This window comes from Klebsiella sp. BDA134-6, assembly GCF_015601345.1.
GTDB classification, from domain to species: domain Bacteria; phylum Pseudomonadota; class Gammaproteobacteria; order Enterobacterales; family Enterobacteriaceae; genus Klebsiella; species Klebsiella grimontii.
On record NZ_CP064784.1, the window covers coordinates 1,718,834 to 1,733,839 of the forward strand.

General features: G+C 54.4%; 15 protein-coding genes. 7 read left to right on the forward strand and 8 right to left on the reverse strand.

Translation table 11 applies throughout. The annotated features are described in order from the left end of the window. Positions 1-87 precede the first annotated feature (87 nt). Positions 88-1,491, forward strand: a complete 1,404-nt coding sequence (gene chiP, locus IYV58_RS07845; RefSeq protein ID WP_004130464.1) for a chitoporin ChiP — start codon at positions 88-90, stop codon at positions 1,489-1,491. Positions 1,492-1,537: 46 nt separating this feature from the next. Continuing rightward, positions 1,538-1,870, forward strand: a complete 333-nt coding sequence (chiQ, locus tag IYV58_RS07850) for a ChiQ/YbfN family lipoprotein (RefSeq protein ID WP_049114178.1) — start codon at positions 1,538-1,540, stop codon at positions 1,868-1,870. 51 nt (positions 1,871-1,921) lie between these two features. On the opposite strand, the gene IYV58_RS07855 is transcribed toward chiQ, so the two are convergent. From IYV58_RS07855 to ybfF, 8 genes are all read right to left on the reverse strand, one after another. Next, entirely contained in the window at positions 1,922-3,217 is a 1,296-nt protein-coding gene (locus IYV58_RS07855; RefSeq protein WP_142480705.1) for an MFS transporter, read from the reverse strand. A 51-nt stretch (positions 3,218-3,268) separates the two neighbouring features. After that, positions 3,269-4,408 (reverse strand): tricarballylate utilization 4Fe-4S protein TcuB, encoded by a 1,140-nt coding sequence (tcuB, locus tag IYV58_RS07860; protein WP_195729519.1) that lies wholly within the window; start codon positions 4,406-4,408, stop codon positions 3,269-3,271. Then, positions 4,395-5,798 carry an FAD-dependent tricarballylate dehydrogenase TcuA gene (gene tcuA / locus IYV58_RS07865; RefSeq protein ID WP_004130471.1) on the reverse strand — a complete coding sequence of 468 codons (1,404 nt, stop codon included), beginning with the start codon at positions 5,796-5,798 and terminating at the stop codon, positions 4,395-4,397. The genes tcuB and tcuA overlap by 14 nt, the downstream gene beginning before the upstream one ends. 97 nt (positions 5,799-5,895) lie before the next feature. Beyond that, the gene (gene tcuR / locus IYV58_RS07870) at positions 5,896-6,822 is read right to left on the reverse strand and encodes a tricarballylate utilization LysR family transcriptional regulator TcuR (protein ID WP_004130473.1); all 927 of its coding nucleotides are present in this window, start codon (positions 6,820-6,822) and stop codon (positions 5,896-5,898) included. Positions 6,823-6,951: 129 nt separating this feature from the next. Beyond that, complete coding sequence (gene fur, locus IYV58_RS07875) at positions 6,952-7,404, reverse strand: ferric iron uptake transcriptional regulator (RefSeq protein WP_004130476.1); 453 nt, start codon at positions 7,402-7,404, stop codon at positions 6,952-6,954. Positions 7,405-7,695: 291 nt separating this feature from the next. After that, positions 7,696-8,226, reverse strand: a complete 531-nt coding sequence (fldA, locus tag IYV58_RS07880) for a flavodoxin FldA (RefSeq protein WP_004130478.1) — start codon at positions 8,224-8,226, stop codon at positions 7,696-7,698. A gap of 149 nt (positions 8,227-8,375) precedes the next feature. Beyond that, positions 8,376-8,669: a LexA regulated protein gene (gene ybfE / locus IYV58_RS07885; RefSeq protein ID WP_004130480.1), complete on the reverse strand. Its 294-nt coding sequence runs from the start codon at positions 8,667-8,669 to the stop codon at positions 8,376-8,378. 133 nt (positions 8,670-8,802) lie between these two features. After that, positions 8,803-9,576, reverse strand: coding sequence for an esterase (ybfF, locus tag IYV58_RS07890; RefSeq protein ID WP_004130483.1), 774 nt, complete (start codon positions 9,574-9,576; stop codon positions 8,803-8,805). A 184-nt stretch (positions 9,577-9,760) separates the two neighbouring features. Here ybfF and seqA point away from each other — a divergent pair, with 184 nt between their 5' ends. The 5 genes from seqA to IYV58_RS07915 all read left to right on the forward strand — a co-directional run bounded on the left by seqA (position 9,761) and on the right by IYV58_RS07915 (position 14,769). Then, a complete protein-coding gene (gene seqA / locus IYV58_RS07895; RefSeq protein ID WP_004130486.1) occupies positions 9,761-10,309 on the forward strand; it encodes a replication initiation negative regulator SeqA in 549 nt (182 codons plus the stop codon). Between the two features lie 32 nt (positions 10,310-10,341). Then, on the forward strand, positions 10,342-11,982 hold the full coding sequence (pgm, locus tag IYV58_RS07900; protein ID WP_004130488.1) for a phosphoglucomutase (alpha-D-glucose-1,6-bisphosphate-dependent): 1,641 nt from the start codon (positions 10,342-10,344) through the stop codon (positions 11,980-11,982). Positions 11,983-12,039: 57 nt separating this feature from the next. Further along, positions 12,040-12,459: a hypothetical protein gene (locus tag IYV58_RS07905; protein ID WP_004130490.1), complete on the forward strand. Its 420-nt coding sequence runs from the start codon at positions 12,040-12,042 to the stop codon at positions 12,457-12,459. Positions 12,460-12,781: 322 nt separating this feature from the next. After that, positions 12,782-13,579, forward strand: coding sequence for a DeoR/GlpR family DNA-binding transcription regulator (locus IYV58_RS07910; protein WP_004130492.1), 798 nt, complete (start codon positions 12,782-12,784; stop codon positions 13,577-13,579). A gap of 116 nt (positions 13,580-13,695) precedes the next feature. Next, complete coding sequence (locus tag IYV58_RS07915; RefSeq protein WP_004130493.1) at positions 13,696-14,769, forward strand: erythritol/L-threitol dehydrogenase; 1,074 nt, start codon at positions 13,696-13,698, stop codon at positions 14,767-14,769. The last annotated feature ends 237 nt before the right edge of the window (positions 14,770-15,006 follow it).

A 15,006-nucleotide genomic window follows, 5' to 3' on the forward strand; every position in this document is an offset into this window, starting at 1 on the left:
CGCACCACTTTTTAAGCTGTCTTATTTTATTTTTTTGCGCGTTGCCTTTGGTAACCGCACTTTTAAAACGTCAAAGAGGATATGCATATGCGTACGTTTAGTGGCAAACGTAGTACGCTGGCGCTGGCTATTGCCGGTGTCACAGCCCTGTCAGGATTTGCAATGGTGCCGGATGCAAAAGCAGAAGGGTTCATTGATGATTCAACGTTAACCGGCGGCATCTATTACTGGCAGCGTGAACGCGACCGTAAAGATGTGACCGACGGTGATAAATATAAAACTAACCTGTCGCACTCCACCTGGAACGCCAACCTCGACTTCCAGTCCGGCTATGCCGCCGACATGTTCGGTATTGACGTTGCTGCCTTTACCGCCATCGAAATGGGCGAAAGCAGCGAGAGCGGTCACCCGAACGAAATCGCTTTCTCCTCGCGCAATAAAACCTACGATGAAGACTATTCCGGCGATAAGAGCGGGATCAGCCTGTATAAAGCAGCCGCAAAATTTAAATTTGGTCCGACCTGGGCGCGCGCGGGCTATATTCAGCCAACCGGCCAGACGCTGCTGGCGCCGCACTGGAGCTTTATGCCGGGGACCTATCAGGGGGCTGAAGCCGGTGCGAACTTTGACTACGGCGATGCGGGCGCGCTGAGTTTCTCCTATATGTGGACGAACGAATATAAAGCGCCGTGGCACATTGAGATGGATGAGTTCTACCAGAACGACAAGAAAACCAAGGTGGATTACCTTCACTCTCTCGGCGCCAAATATGATTTTAAAAACGATCTTGTGCTGGAAGCGGCGTTTGGTCAGGCACAGGGTTACATCGACCAGTATTTTGCCAAGGCCAGCTATAAGTTTGATGTTGCAGGCACGCCGTTAACCACCAGCTATCAGTTCTACGGCACCCGCGATAAAGTCAGCAACGGCGGGGTTAACGACATCTATGACGGCACCGCGTGGCTGCAGGCATTGACCTTTGGTTATAAGGTTGCCGACGTTCTGGACCTGCGTCTGGAAGGAACCTGGGTTAAAGCTGATGGTCAGCAGGGCTACTTCCTGCAGCGTATGACGCCAACTTACGCATCGTCTAACGGGCGACTGGATATCTGGTGGGATAACCGTTCGGACTTCAACGCCAACGGTGAAAAAGCGGTGTTCTTCGGCGCGATGTATGACATGAAGAACTGGAACATGCCGGGCTGGGCCTTTGGCGCATCCTACGTTTATGCCTGGGATGCAAAGCCGGGGAGAATGTCCTCGCCTGATGCGTACTACAATCCGGATAAACGCCTGGAAGAGTCCGCCTATAGCCTGGATGCCATGTACACCGTTCAGGAAGGACGCGCGAAGGGCACGCTGTTCAAACTCCACTTTACGCAATACGACAACCACTCCGATATCCCAAGCTGGAGCGGCGGATACGGCAACATCTTCCAGGATGAGCGCGACGTGAAGTTCATGGTTATCGCTCCGTTCACCATTTTCTGATGCCACTGCGGCGGGAAAAACCCGCCGCAATTTCCCGAGGTTCATGATGAAAAAGCTAATACTTGTCGCCTTTATGGCAGCAGGTCTGGTTGCCTGTTCCCAGTCGCCAGCGCCTAAGGAAGACTCAAAGTTAAAAGATGCCTACAGCGCCTGCATTAATACCGCAGAGGGCAATCCGGATAAAGTGGAAGCCTGTCAGAGCGTATTGAACGTGCTGAAGCAGGAGAAACAGCATCAGCAGTTCGCGACCCAGGAAAGCGTGCGGGTGCTGGATTATCAGCAGTGCATCCAGGCGCGGAAAACCGGTAACGATCAGGCTGTAGAGGCGCGCTGCGACCAGATCTGGAAAGAGATCCGTAGTAACAATACGCCGCGTTAAGCCTGACTGAGGCGGGCAACGGGCGGAGCGTAAACTCCGCCCGTTGCTATTTTAGCGTGGTATTTCTGCCGGCTGGTAGCCGCGGCTCAGGCGTACGAAGAGCATCGCGGTAGCGGCCAGGCCGCATAGCGCGGCGCACATCAGCCACCAGCCCGGCGAACTTTTATCGCCCGTTATCTCTACCAGCGCGGTGGAAATTGCCGGCGTCAGGCCACCAAAGATCGCGGTGGCGAGGCTAAAGGCCAGTGAAAAGCCGACGGTACGGACGTAGACCGGCATCACTTCCGTCAGGGCGGCCACCATCGCGCCGTTATACATACCAAAGAAGAATGAGAACCAGAGCAGGACCAGCGTCATGCGGGTGAAATCCGGCGCGGCGGTGAGCCAGTTCATTACCGGCCAGGTCGTGAGCAGCGCCAGCAGGGTAATGCCCATCAGCACCGGTCGACGGCCTATTTTGTCAGAAATTGCCCCGCCGATCGGTAACCAGATAAAGTTAGAGATGCCGACCAGCATGGTCACCAGCAGACTGTCGCGGGCGCTCAGGTGCAGCACGGCTCTCCCGTAGGTTGGGGTATAGACGGTAATAAAGTAAAAAGTGGTCGTGGTCATCGCCACCAGCAAGGTCCCCGCCGTGATGATGCGCCAGTTTTTGACAATTGTGCTCAGAATCTCTCGCGTATCAGGACGATGTTTACGCTGCAGGAAGGCTTCGGTTTCTTGTAACGAACGTCGCAGCACAAAAATCAGCGGAATGATCAGACAGCCGATAAAGAAGGGAATGCGCCATCCCCATTCGGCGATCTCATCGTGGCCAAGCGTTTCGTTCAGCGCGTAGCCAATCAGCGCCGCGACGACGATAGCCACCTGCTGGCTGGCGGATTGCCAGCTGGTGTAGAACCCCTTGTTCCCCGGCGTGGCGATTTCCGATAAATAGACCGATACGCCGCCGAGTTCGACGCCCGCCGAGAAACCCTGCAACAGCCGCCCGACAACCACCAGAATGGGGGCGAGAATGCCGATGGTTTGATAGCCGGGAACCAGCGCTATCAGAAGCGTCCCGCAGCCCATAATCGCCAGCGTCACCATCAGTCCTTTACGCCGTCCGATCCTGTCAATATAGGCCCCCAGCACTATCGCGCCGATGGGGCGCATCAGAAAGCCCGAACCAAACACGGCGAAGGTAAGCATTAACGCCGCAAACTCGCTCTCCGCCGGAAAGAACGTTCTGGCGATGTAGGTGGCGTAAAAACCAAACAGAAAAAAGTCGAACTGTTCGAGAAAATTACCGCTGGTCACACGGAGGATGGCGCCAAAGGTACCGGCGCGCGATGAGGGGTGCGTCATAGGGTTTGCTCTCCATTGTCTTTATCTTGTTTTTATAGAGGTAAGAGGGGGCTAGTCGCCTGCGACTGCCGCCTGTTTTCCGCGCCGTTTCTCAATCGCCCACTTGAGTAACGCCGCACAGCGATAAAATCCGTGGGCAAATTTTCCGTAAGGAAGGGTTAAAAACAGCGCCATCACCACGCCGAGATGAATGGCAAGCAGAATGCCCATCCACGAGGTGTCCCGTCCCGCCAGCAGGGTGAGACCGGTGAAGCTGGTCAGCAGCAGCAGCAGGATAAAGGCGCGATCCATCGGTTTTTGCCGCGGGTCGCCGTGCAGCGGTGAGCGGCGCAGGTTCAGCCATAGCAAACCCGCCGGGCCCACCAGCAGGCCGATGCCGCCGAGCGTACCCAGCACAACCGGTACGCTGAAGAACGGGTAGGGGGCTTCCCAACCGGCGATATAGTGATAACCCGTAGCCACCACGGTGGCGGCGAAACAGAGTAGAAAACCGTAGAAGGTAAAGTGATGGAAACGACGGCGCATCAGGGTAAACGCGTCATCAGCCTCGTTGCAGCCTTTACCGTGCCCGCCGTCGAGATACTTCAGCGTGAGCGCATCATGTGAGGCTTTAGCGATGTCTATGGCCTGGGGCTGACCCGGCGAGATCTCGCGCCAGAAACGGATCACCCCGGCCATCAGTAACCCCATGGCCAGCATGAAGACCGTGCCAAACATCCACGCCAGCAGGTTATGGGGAAAAATCTGGTAAAAATCTCCTGCCAGCGGCGGATGTAGCAGAGAGCCTTTGAGCCCCATCGCCAGCAGCAGAAAGAGGATCAACCCACCGACCAGCGCCAGCGCCGTGGTCACGCCGGCCCGACGATACAGGCTGCCGAAAGCCGCGAGCTGGGCATAATGTTGATAGGTTTCCAGCCGCACTTCCGCCATCGCCTTCGGGACATTAATGGCAAACTCGTGCAGCGGCGCGTACTGGCAGGCATGTAGACAGGCGCCGCAGTTATGGCACAGGTTAGCCAGATAGTTTATATCCGCTTTACCAAAAGCCAGGCGCTGGGTCATCGCCGGAAATACGGCGCAAAAACCTTCGCAGTAGCGGCAGGCGTTACAGACCTGCATCACTCGTTCGACTTCCGCTTCCGGCTCGGTGATGATTTGCGCGTCAATGATCAGCTTTTCAAGCGACTTCATGGTGTCTCTCCTGCAGTGCCGCGCGGGCGGCTTGTTGGCCGGCAATGCGGCCGAATGTCGTCCCGATGGACATGCCCACGCCGGCGGTATAGCCTTTGCCCAATACGTTGCCGGCCATCATCTCACCGGCAACGAACAGGCTACGGCTCGGCTTGCCCGCAAAATGGACGGCGGCGTGTTCATTGACGTAGAGCCCCAGGTAGGTGAAAGTGATCCCCGGTCGTAGGGCATAGCCGTAGTAAGGCGGCGTATCGATGGGCCGCGCCCAGTGGGTTTTCGGCGGCGTCAGGCCGGATGTCGCGCAGTTATCAAGGCGGGTATGATCGAACTGGCCGGGCGCGCAGGCGGCGTTGTAGCGGGCGATAGTTTGCGACAAGCGCTCCGCGTCCAGCCCCAGCTGGCGAGCCAATTCTTCGATGGTATTGGCCTGGGCGCCGGGGAAAACGGGCGGCATAAAGTGGCCGATCGCTTTGCTGTCGATAATCGAGTAACCGATTTGGCCGGGCTGGTGGGCGACCAGCCTGCCCCAGATGGCATAACGTTTGGGCCAGAAATCTTCCCCTTCGTCATAAAAGCGCCCGGCGTCACGGTTGACGACCACCCCCAGCGACACGCAATCCACGCGCGTACAGATCCCGCCATCGTACAGCGGCGCCCTGGCGTCAATGGCGACGCAGTGGGATTGCGAAGGATCGCCGATGATGTCAGCCCCGGCGTCAATCATAAATTTGAGTAACACGCCCTGGTTGAAGCGGGTGCCGCGGATGAGAAAGTTATCGGCTGGCCATTCGCCACGCTCATTCTGTCCCCATGCTTCTCGCAGCCACTCGCGGTTAGATTCAAATCCGCCGGCGGCGAGGACGCAGGTTTTGGCGACGATCCTTTCTTCGCCCGCCAGCGCAGCAACGAATTCGCCATTAGATAATTCGAGCGCCTGTACCGGCGTGTTGTAGCGGATTTGTACGCCCATCTGCTCCGCGCTGCGGTAATAGGCGTTGACCAGGGCTTTGCCGCCGCCCATAAAAAAAGCGTTGGTGCGGGCAACGTGCAGGGCGCCGGAGAGCGGCGGCTGAAAGTTAACGCCGTGCTGGCGCATCCAGTCCCGGCATTGCGATGAGGTGCGGATCACCAGGCGCGCCAGCGCTTCGTTGGTGTTACCCTCGGTGACGCGCAGCAGGTCCTGCCAGTACTCTTCTTCCGGATAGCTGTCGATTAAAACATCCTGCGGAGCATCGTGCATACAGCGAAGATTCCGCGTGTGCTGAGAGTTTCCGCCTCGCCATTCTCGCGGCGCAGCCTCCAGCAGCAGCACGGACGCGCCGGCTTCCCGGGCGGTTAACGCGGCGCATAGCGCGGCATTGCCGCCGCCAATCACCAGTACATCCACCATTTTTGGCTCCATTACGCTTTGCTTGATTGTTAAATTTGTAATGGAAATGTATGTGTTTTGGCCGTGAGAACGCTATGGCGTATTGCTAAAGGGGGGTTTAGTGCGCGTAAAGGCTGGCGCCGGGCCAGCGGCCTGACTCCACGAGCTGACGCATGACTTTCGCCAGTATTACCCGCGCGGCAAGGCCCGCTGGGGTCAGTTCATCATCTGAAAGGCTGACGAGAAAGTTTGGCCGACTGAGTATTGGATTCTCGACGCCGATCACTCTCAGGGACTCGCCGTCGAGATGGGAAATCGCCGCCCCCGGTTGCAGCGTGGCGCCCAGTCCGTCGCGGACGGCGCGCATCAGCAGGGCCAGACCGTCGATTTCAGCCACCACATCAACGTTGAGGGCGTGCTCCTGGCAGATTGCTTCCAGCCTGCCGCGCAGTCCATGCCCCAGGCTTGGCATTATCAGCGGGATAGCGGCCAGCTGGCCAGGCGAGATGCTCGCTTCGGGAAGGGGGGCCAGCACGTCATGGGTGCCAAGCAGAAACAGACGCTCCTCGAGAATAGGCCTGGCGCTCCAGCGCACAAGCTTCTCCTTCTGAAACACGATAGCTAAATCAAGCTGGCGGGTGTTGATCATGCGTTCCAGATTACCGGAGAGGCTCTCGACCAAATGCAGGCGGACGTCGGCATAGCTTTCGCGCATCGCGTGAATAAAAGGGACCCCAAGCACAGAGGCGGTGCTGGGGGCCATACCGACGCTGACGTGGCCGGAAAGGCGCGCCTCGCGCGCGGCGAGAACCGCATCGTCGGCGTGACGCAGCGCGAGCTGCGCCTGGGAGTAGAAGGCGAGACCAGCGCTGGTCGGCATTACGCCGCGCGAAGTCCTCTGCAGCAGACGGATGGCGAGTTCGTTCTCAAGGCGCGCCATCTGTTGGCTCAGCGCGGAGACGCCGATATTCAGATCAAGCGCGGCGCGGCCCATACTGCCGGTTTCAATAATGCGGACAAAATAGCGTAGCTGGCGAAGCTCCATGTCGACTCTCCGTACACGTCAGGATGTACTGACAGTAAACGTATTGCAGCGTGAGAGAAAGAGGCAGCAAATTCCGGGCAAAAAAAAGCCAACCTTCAGGTTGGCTTTTTGCGGGATACGATGCGGTGATTATTTCTCTGCCGCGTCGTGGGCATGTTCATCTTCGCGGCAGTCGCCTTCCGCACAGTGACCGTACAGGTACAGGCTGTGGTTGGTCAGGCGAATACCGTGCCTTGCGGCAATTTCACGCTGGCGCGCTTCGATGGAATCATCGCTAAATTCGATCACTTTGCCGCAGTCGAGGCAAATCAGGTGATCGTGATGATGCTGCTGCGTCAGTTCAAAAACGGATTTACCGCCTTCAAAATTATGACGGGTGACGATGCCGGCGTCGTCGAACTGGTTCAGTACGCGGTAGACGGTGGCCAGGCCAATCTCTTCACCCATATCAATCAGGCGTTTGTATAAGTCTTCCGCACTGACATGATGGTTATCCGGTCCTTGCAGCACTTCCAGGATTTTTAATCTCGGAAGCGTCACTTTCAGGCCAGCTTTCTTTAATGCGGTATTGTTGTCAGTCATGCGGAATCTGTCCTGTTGCTAAACGATCTACTTCCATCAGCGGAAGTAATACAGAGAATCACCCGATGTAATGCGTCTCATTATAGAACTGCCATGGTGAAATGAAAACTGCAAGCATCGGGCCTTGTATGCTGTCAAAAACGAGGCACTCGCTACAAAGTGCTTCACGCGACCCCGTTAAATCAGAGGACATTGTACAGATATGTGATTAAAAGTTAAAAACTTGTAGCTATAACTTTGATTGCTTTTATCTATCAATTCGACGAAATCTGATGATTTCGTCGTTTAGACTCAGGCATTCTTGATTTCTTCGAGGTGCAGCTCTTCAGAAATCTGTTTTACCCATTTTTCCACGCGTTCGTTAGTCAATTCTGGCTGACGATCTTCGTCAATGGCCAGGCCAACAAAGTGATCGTCATCGGCCAGGCCTTTAGAGGCTTCAAAATGGTAGCCCGCGGTCGGCCAGTGGCCAACGATAGTTGCGCCGCGCGGTTCGATGATATCGCGGATGGTACCAAGCGCATCGCAGAAGTATTCAGCATAGTCTTCCTGATCGCCACAGCCAAATAGCGCGACCAGTTTGCCGTTGAAATCGATCTCTTCCAGCGTCGGGAAGAAATCGTCCCAGTCGCACTGGGCTTCGCCGTAGTACCAGGTCGGAATGCCGAGCAGCAGGATATCGTGACCTTCCAGATCCTCTTTGCTGCTTTTGGCAATGTCGTGAACATCAGCAACATCTTTACCAAGCTGCTTTTGGATCATTTTTGCAATATTTTCGGTGTTGCCGGTGTCGCTGCCAAAAAAGATGCCGATGATTGCCATGAGTAAAATAACCTCTTGAAACTTAATGATGTGGTAGTGGCATAATGCCCGCAGATAGGGGCAATGATAGCAGAACAGAGAAGGACGCGGAAACAGCAATCACGCCCAACTGCACACTCTGCTACATGAAAGCTTATTTTTTGAGGGTTTTAGGCTTTATCCTGGCCGCGCAGGGCCGCCAGCTGGCTCATCAGCATCTCTTCGATAAGATCGCTGCGGTTCATATTACGGGCTTCCGCCAGCTCATTAAGCGCATCGACCGCATCGGCATTCAGCTTTAGCTCCACGCGCTTAAGACCGCGACTCTTGTCGCGTTTAAGCTGATTGCGTTTGTTGATGCGCAGCTGTTCATCACGCGAAAGCGGATTGGTTTTCGGTCTACCCGGCCGACGCTCGGTTGCGAACAAATCTAATGTCGTACGGTCCGTTTGTTCTTTTGCCATGATTCAGAGTGACTTCGGGGGAAACAAGCTATCGGGCATAGCCGACGCAGACAGCGCGCCATAATACATCAGGCGACGGGCTGCGCCAACGACCGCGGGCATTAAGCCGCGCGGTCGGGCAGATTTTAGCCAGTCAGGCGGCGATAGAGGTTAAATAACGACGAATTGCGCGGATCACGGCCTCCGGTTTTTCGGCATGCACCCAGTGCCCGGCGCCGGCGATAACGTGCGCACGCGCCTGGGGAAACTGCGCCAATAGTGCGTCACGGTATGCGTCGGTGACGTAGGGGGAGTTACCGCCGGGGATAAACAGCGCCGGATGTGGCCAGGCCGGAACGGTTTGCCAGCCGACGATATTATCGTACTGCTCCCACAGCACCGGTACGTTAAACCGCCACTGGCCGTCTACGAAGGACTTCAGCAGAAACTGAATCACGCCCTCTTCGTTAAGGTGCTGACGCATGACTGCCGCCGCCTGTTGGCGCGTTGCGGCGCCCGCGTCGGTGACGGCGTTGATGGCGGCGAAGATTTCATCATGACGGCGAACCTGATAATCCACCGGGGCGATATCAATGGCGATCAGGCCCGCGATGCGCTCCGGCGCCAGCGCGCTCAGCGCCATCACCGCTTTACCGCCCATGGAGTGACCAATAAAGGTAGCTTTCTCAATCTGTGATTCATTGAGAGTATCAAGCAGATCCTGGGCCATCGCGGCATAGGTCATTTCCGGCGAGCGCGGCGAAAGACCGTGGTTTCGCATGTCGACCTGTAAAATATCGCGATCGTGAACCAGGTCGCGGGCGAGGATCCCAAGGTTATCCAGGCTGCCAAAAAGGCCGTGGACCAGGACGATAGGGGGATTATTGTGCGGATTCTGTGCAGATTGCGCTCGGCTATTTAATTTCATGGCAAAGTTCTTTTTTTCGCTCCGTCGGGTTAGGGTATTATGTTGGACATTCTGCCATCCGGCTGCAAGACCCGGAAGATTTCCGAGTTTTACCGCCATCCTGGTTTGACGCTATCCGCGGTTGGGATTTGACCCTATAATCCCGACAACTTGTATTCAGAAAAAGATATCGCACTGGATTAAGATGAAAACAATTGAAGTTGATGATGAACTCTATAGCTATATTGCCAGCCATACCAAGCATATTGGCGAGAGCGCATCCGACATTTTACGGCGTATGTTGAAGTTTTCCGCCGTTTCCCAGCCTGTCGCACCGGTAGCGAAAGCCGCTCCGGCCCCTGCGCCAACGCCTGCCGCTGAAGTGAAGCCCGCTAATCCTCTGAAAGATAAAGTCCGCGCGATGCGTGAGCTGCTGTTATCTGATGAGTACGCTGAACAAAAGCGCGCGGTAAACCGTTTCATGCTGGTTCTGACTACCCTCTACTCCTTAGACAGCAAAGCGTTCGCGGAGGCGACCGAGTCCCTGCACGGCCGCACCCGCGTTTATTTCGCTGAGGATGAGCGCACGCTGCAGAAAAACGGTAATCAGACGAAACCTAAGCAGGTTCCTGGTACACCGTGGTGGGTCATTACAAATACCAATACCGGTCGCAAATGCAGCATGATCGAACATATCATGCAGTCTATGCAGTTCCCTGCGGAATTGATCGAAAAGGTTTGCGGTACAATCTAGTTAATTAACTTTTGCACCAGAAGGATCAGGCAATGGCAATCGATAAGCGCGCGGGTCAACCTGCGCAACAGAGTGATTTGATTAACGTCGCCCAGCTGACTGCCCAGTACTATGTGCTGAAGCCGGAAGTCGGCAACGCGGAACATGCGGTGAAGTTTGGCACCTCCGGTCACCGCGGCAGCGCGGCGCGCCACAACTTCAACGAGCAGCACATTCTGGCGATTGCTCAGGCAATTGCGGAAGACCGCGCGAAGAACGGGATCGCCGGCCCATGCTATGTCGGGAAGGACACGCACGCACTCTCCGAACCGGCTTTCATTTCCGTACTGGAAGTGCTGGCGGCAAACGGCGTTGACGTCATCGTTCAGGAAAACAACGGCTTCACCCCGACGCCGGCGATTTCCAATGCGATTCTGGTGCATAACAAAAAGGGCGGTCCGCTGGCTGACGGTATTGTGATCACGCCGTCCCACAACCCGCCGGAAGACGGTGGTATCAAGTACAATCCGCCAAACGGCGGCCCGGCGGATACCAACGTGACCAAGGTTGTCGAAAATCGCGCCAATGAACTGCTCGCTGCCGGTCTGCAGGGCGTCAAGCGTATTTCTCTTGATGCGGCGCTGGCCTCCGGCCACGTTAAAGAACAGGATCTGGTGCAGCCGTTTATTGAAGGGCTGGCGGATATCGTCGATATGGCGGCGATCCAGAAAGCCGGATTGACCCTCGGCGTTGACCCGCTGGGCGGCTCCGGTATCGAATACTGGAAGCGTATCGCTGAGCATTACAACCTCAATCTAACCATCGTCAACGACCATGTCGATCAGACCTTCCGCTTTATGCATCTCGATAAAGACGGCGCAATCCGCATGGACTGCTCCTCCGAGTGCGCGATGGCGGGCCTGCTGGCGCTGCGCGACAAATTTGACCTGGCCTTCGCGAATGACCCGGATTACGACCGTCACGGTATCGTCACGCCGGCCGGGTTGATGAACCCGAACCACTATCTGGCGGTGGCGATTAACTACCTGTTCCAGCATCGCCCGCAGTGGGGCAAAGATGTCGCTGTGGGTAAAACCCTGGTCTCCTCGGCGATGATTGACCGCGTGGTTAACGACCTCGGCCGTAAGCTGGTGGAAGTGCCGGTCGGCTTTAAGTGGTTTGTTGATGGTCTGTTTGACGGCAGCTTCGGCTTCGGCGGCGAAGAGAGCGCGGGCGCTTCGTTCCTGCGCTTTGACGGCACTCCGTGGTCCACCGACAAAGACGGCATCATCATGTGCCTGCTGGCGGCGGAAATCACCGCGGTCACCGGGAAAAACCCGCAGCAGCACTACGACGAGCTGGCAGAGCGCTTCGGCGCGCCGAGCTACAACCGTCTGCAGGCCTCCGCGACCTCTGCCCAGAAAGCGGCGCTGTCTAAGCTCTCTCCGGAAATGGTCAGCGCCAGCACCCTGGCGGGCGACCCGATTACCGCGCGTCTGACCGCGGCGCCGGGTAACGGGGCGGCGATTGGCGGCCTGAAGGTGATGACCGACAACGGCTGGTTCGCCGCGCGTCCTTCAGGTACCGAAGACGCCTATAAAATCTACTGTGAAAGCTTCCTTGGCGCTGAGCACCGTCAGCAGATTGAGAAAGAAGCGGTGGAAATTGTCAGCGAAGTGCTGAAAAACGCGTAAGTGACATGATGATAATCAGGCCCTTTTCAGGGCCTGATTTTTTTCGCAGGGATAGCGATGAAACTGGAACAAAAAAACGTTTTTTGGTTTTGGGGCGGGATGGATCTCTTTTATCTCTTGCAGTTTATTGGCTGGAACATCTACCACCAGCGAGTGCCACTTTACGACGATATCCTCTCCTTTTTACCGCTGCTGCAAACCTGGGGCTCCGCGGCCGCCTGGCTGTTTTCACTTCATTTTATTCTGACTGTCAGTATTCCCGCGTCGATGATTCTCTTCTGGCGCCAGAGCCGCTATGCGCCATGGCTGGCCTATGCGCAGACGCCGCTGCGTCTGGCCTTTATGCTCCCGTCGCTTTCGCTGGTGGTCTGGCTGGCACAGGCGATGGCATTTAAAAGCGCGGCCTTCTTTATTGCTCTGCTGCTGGTTTCAGAAGCGGCAAAAGTCGTGACGTTATGGCGATGCCGCAAGGTTTGACCTTACGTGTTATCAAGACGACACAGGGTTGCCGGGTATTACGCTGACTGAATCGGGCATAAACGGGTATTATAGCTTTGACCGGGTTTGCCCGTTTTAGTGAATATGCTGCTAAAGCAAACGAACAATCACGGCTAATTCTGCGATTTTAATCACAATTTTATTCCATCCAAAATGAAAGTTACCTGATATATATGATCAACTTCAAACTAAAAAAAGCTAAAAACTTGTTTTGATTTTGTATGATTTATGTCACTTACTGATATGGACGATTTTGTTATATTTATGTCATTAAATCCTGAATGCTTTCTTGAGAACGTCTATGTTACAAGTGAAACGTCATTCATTAATTGTGGAATATGTCGTAGAAAAAGGATGTGCCAGAGTTAATGAACTCTCACAGATATTTGGCGTATCTCCAGAAACTATTCGTCGAGATTTAACCTCGCTGGCGAAAAATAAAAAAATAGTTCGCAGTTTTGGCGGCGCAATGATTTCTGAAAATAACGCATCATTTTTAGCTGCCGATACGCCGACAAATCACGGGAACTTTGTCGATAAAGCCGAGGCCTTTATTAAGCGTACCAAAGAGCAGCCAGAACGTAAGATGCGCATCGCTAAAGGTGCGCTGCAGTTTATTCATGAGCATGAGTGCATTATCATGGATAATAGCAGCTCCTGCTGGTTTTTAGCACGCCAGCTGCCTGACATCGAGCTGACGGTGATTACCAATTCTTTGAATATTATTCAAACCTTAGCCTGTCGTAAGAAAATAAGAATAGTCAGCGTTGGGGGTGAATATTCTGAGCGCCACGGTGATTTTCACGGTCCGGTCGCCGAGTTCATTATCAACAACTTTAAGGTCAATAAGCTGTTTTTTTCTTGCCAGGGGCTCGACGCCGGGCTGGAAATAAAAGACAGCAATGAAGTTAACGTCCGGCTGAAGCAGGAGATGCTCAAAGTTGCCGATCAAAAAATCCTGATGGTCGATAGCAGTAAGTTTGAACGCTATTCACTCTATAAAATATGCGATCTGGCGGATATTGATGTGTTGATCACTAACGAATTACCAGCTGATATCTATCGCCAGCACCAGGTACATATTGTCGAGACTAAATAGCCGTTCTGCCAGATATTTTACAGGCATTATTATTTAATAGTCCTTGTGCCAAATGGAGGAGTATTGCGCTAGCAATACTATTCCTCTTCATTATTTATCCGAAAAAGAGGTTTACGATGGAACAATTACCTGAAGGTATGAAAGCGGTTGTCTGCCATGGCCCCCAGGATTATCGCTTTGAGAAAATTCCCCGCCCGGTCGCCAAAGAAAAGGAAGTGGTTATTAAGGTTGACGGGTGTGGAATCTGCGCCGGCGACTGCAAGGCCCAGGACGGCGCGCCGATGTTCTGGGGCGATAATCCGTGGGTAAAAACACCGGTAGTACCCGGCCATGAGTTTTACGGTCGGGTTGCCGAGTTAGGCCCGGGCTCCGCTGAAAAATATCAATTAAAAATTGGCGATCGCATCCTGGCCGAACAGATTGTCCCCTGCCATGAATGCCGTTTCTGTAAAACCGGAAAATACTGGATGTGTGAAACCCATGATATTTACGGCTTCCAGAAAGATGTCGCCGATGGTGGTATGGCTGAATATATGCGTTTCTCCGAACGCGCGATTATTCATAAAATTCCTGAATCATTAAGTGAAGAAGATGCTGCGCTGATCGAACCTATGGCCTGCGCAATCCATACGGTACGCCGCGGAGATATCGAACTGGATGATGTGGTTGTTATCGCCGGCGCTGGGCCGCTGGGGCTGTGTATGGTACAGGTCGCTCATCTGAAAACGCCGAAGAAACTGGTGGTCATCGACACGATGGACGACCGCCTGGCGCTGGCGAAAGCGTTCGGCGCCGACGTGGTCATCAATGCGGCGCAAGAGGACGCCATCGCTATCGTAAAATCCATGACCGATGGCTACGGCTGCGATGTGTATATCGAAGCGACGGGTGCCCCCATTGGCGTGACCCAGGGTCTGGAGATGATTCGTAAGCTGGGACGCTTCGTTGAGTTCAGCGTGTTTGGTAAAGAAACGACCGCCGACTGGTCGATTATTGGCGACCGTAAAGAGCTGGATATCCGCGGCGCGCATCTGGGACCTTACAGCTATGAAATCGCCATCGATCTCTTTGCGCGCGGTCTGCTGACCGCCAAAGGCGTGGTGACGCATTTCTATTCTATTGATGAATGGAAAGCCGCTTTTGAGATGGCTAAATCGCTCGATTCCATTAAGGTCGTCATTAAGCCATAAAAATTTTTAACTAGTTAAGTTCGCCATTTTTAATTATTACGCTAATGACCGTCGATGGCTGTTCATTAAATACTGCATTTCAATCATGGGGATAACTGAGATCAATATCGGTGGCTTCTGGCTATCCGTCAGCGGTGGATTTATTGCTCAGTATATCAGGCAGCATCCGTACCATGAAAACGCTGATAAATAATTTTTATTTCTCAGCGCATTACTCAATAAGGAGATAGTGAATGC

What these genes read in the sequence shown, in the direction of transcription:
- chiP (WP_004130464.1), top strand. Translation starts at nt 88, where the DNA reads ATGCGTACGTTTAGTGGCAAACGTAGTACGCTGGCGCTGGCTATTGCC.
- chiQ (WP_049114178.1), top strand. Translation starts at nt 1,538, where the DNA reads ATGAAAAAGCTAATACTTGTCGCCTTTATGGCAGCAGGTCTGGTTGCC.
- IYV58_RS07855 (WP_142480705.1), bottom strand. Translation starts at nt 3,217, where the DNA reads ATGACGCACCCCTCATCGCGCGCCGGTACCTTTGGCGCCATCCTCCGT.
- tcuB (WP_195729519.1), bottom strand. Translation starts at nt 4,408, where the DNA reads ATGAAGTCGCTTGAAAAGCTGATCATTGACGCGCAAATCATCACCGAG.
- tcuA (WP_004130471.1), bottom strand. Translation starts at nt 5,798, where the DNA reads ATGGTGGATGTACTGGTGATTGGCGGCGGCAATGCCGCGCTATGCGCC.
- tcuR (WP_004130473.1), bottom strand. Translation starts at nt 6,822, where the DNA reads ATGGAGCTTCGCCAGCTACGCTATTTTGTCCGCATTATTGAAACCGGC.
- fur (WP_004130476.1), bottom strand. Translation starts at nt 7,404, where the DNA reads ATGACTGACAACAATACCGCATTAAAGAAAGCTGGCCTGAAAGTGACG.
- fldA (WP_004130478.1), bottom strand. Translation starts at nt 8,226, where the DNA reads ATGGCAATCATCGGCATCTTTTTTGGCAGCGACACCGGCAACACCGAA.
- ybfE (WP_004130480.1), bottom strand. Translation starts at nt 8,669, where the DNA reads ATGGCAAAAGAACAAACGGACCGTACGACATTAGATTTGTTCGCAACC.
- ybfF (WP_004130483.1), bottom strand. Translation starts at nt 9,576, where the DNA reads ATGAAATTAAATAGCCGAGCGCAATCTGCACAGAATCCGCACAATAAT.
- seqA (WP_004130486.1), top strand. Translation starts at nt 9,761, where the DNA reads ATGAAAACAATTGAAGTTGATGATGAACTCTATAGCTATATTGCCAGC.
- pgm (WP_004130488.1), top strand. Translation starts at nt 10,342, where the DNA reads ATGGCAATCGATAAGCGCGCGGGTCAACCTGCGCAACAGAGTGATTTG.
- IYV58_RS07905 (WP_004130490.1), top strand. Translation starts at nt 12,040, where the DNA reads ATGAAACTGGAACAAAAAAACGTTTTTTGGTTTTGGGGCGGGATGGAT.
- IYV58_RS07910 (WP_004130492.1), top strand. Translation starts at nt 12,782, where the DNA reads ATGTTACAAGTGAAACGTCATTCATTAATTGTGGAATATGTCGTAGAA.
- IYV58_RS07915 (WP_004130493.1), top strand. Translation starts at nt 13,696, where the DNA reads ATGGAACAATTACCTGAAGGTATGAAAGCGGTTGTCTGCCATGGCCCC.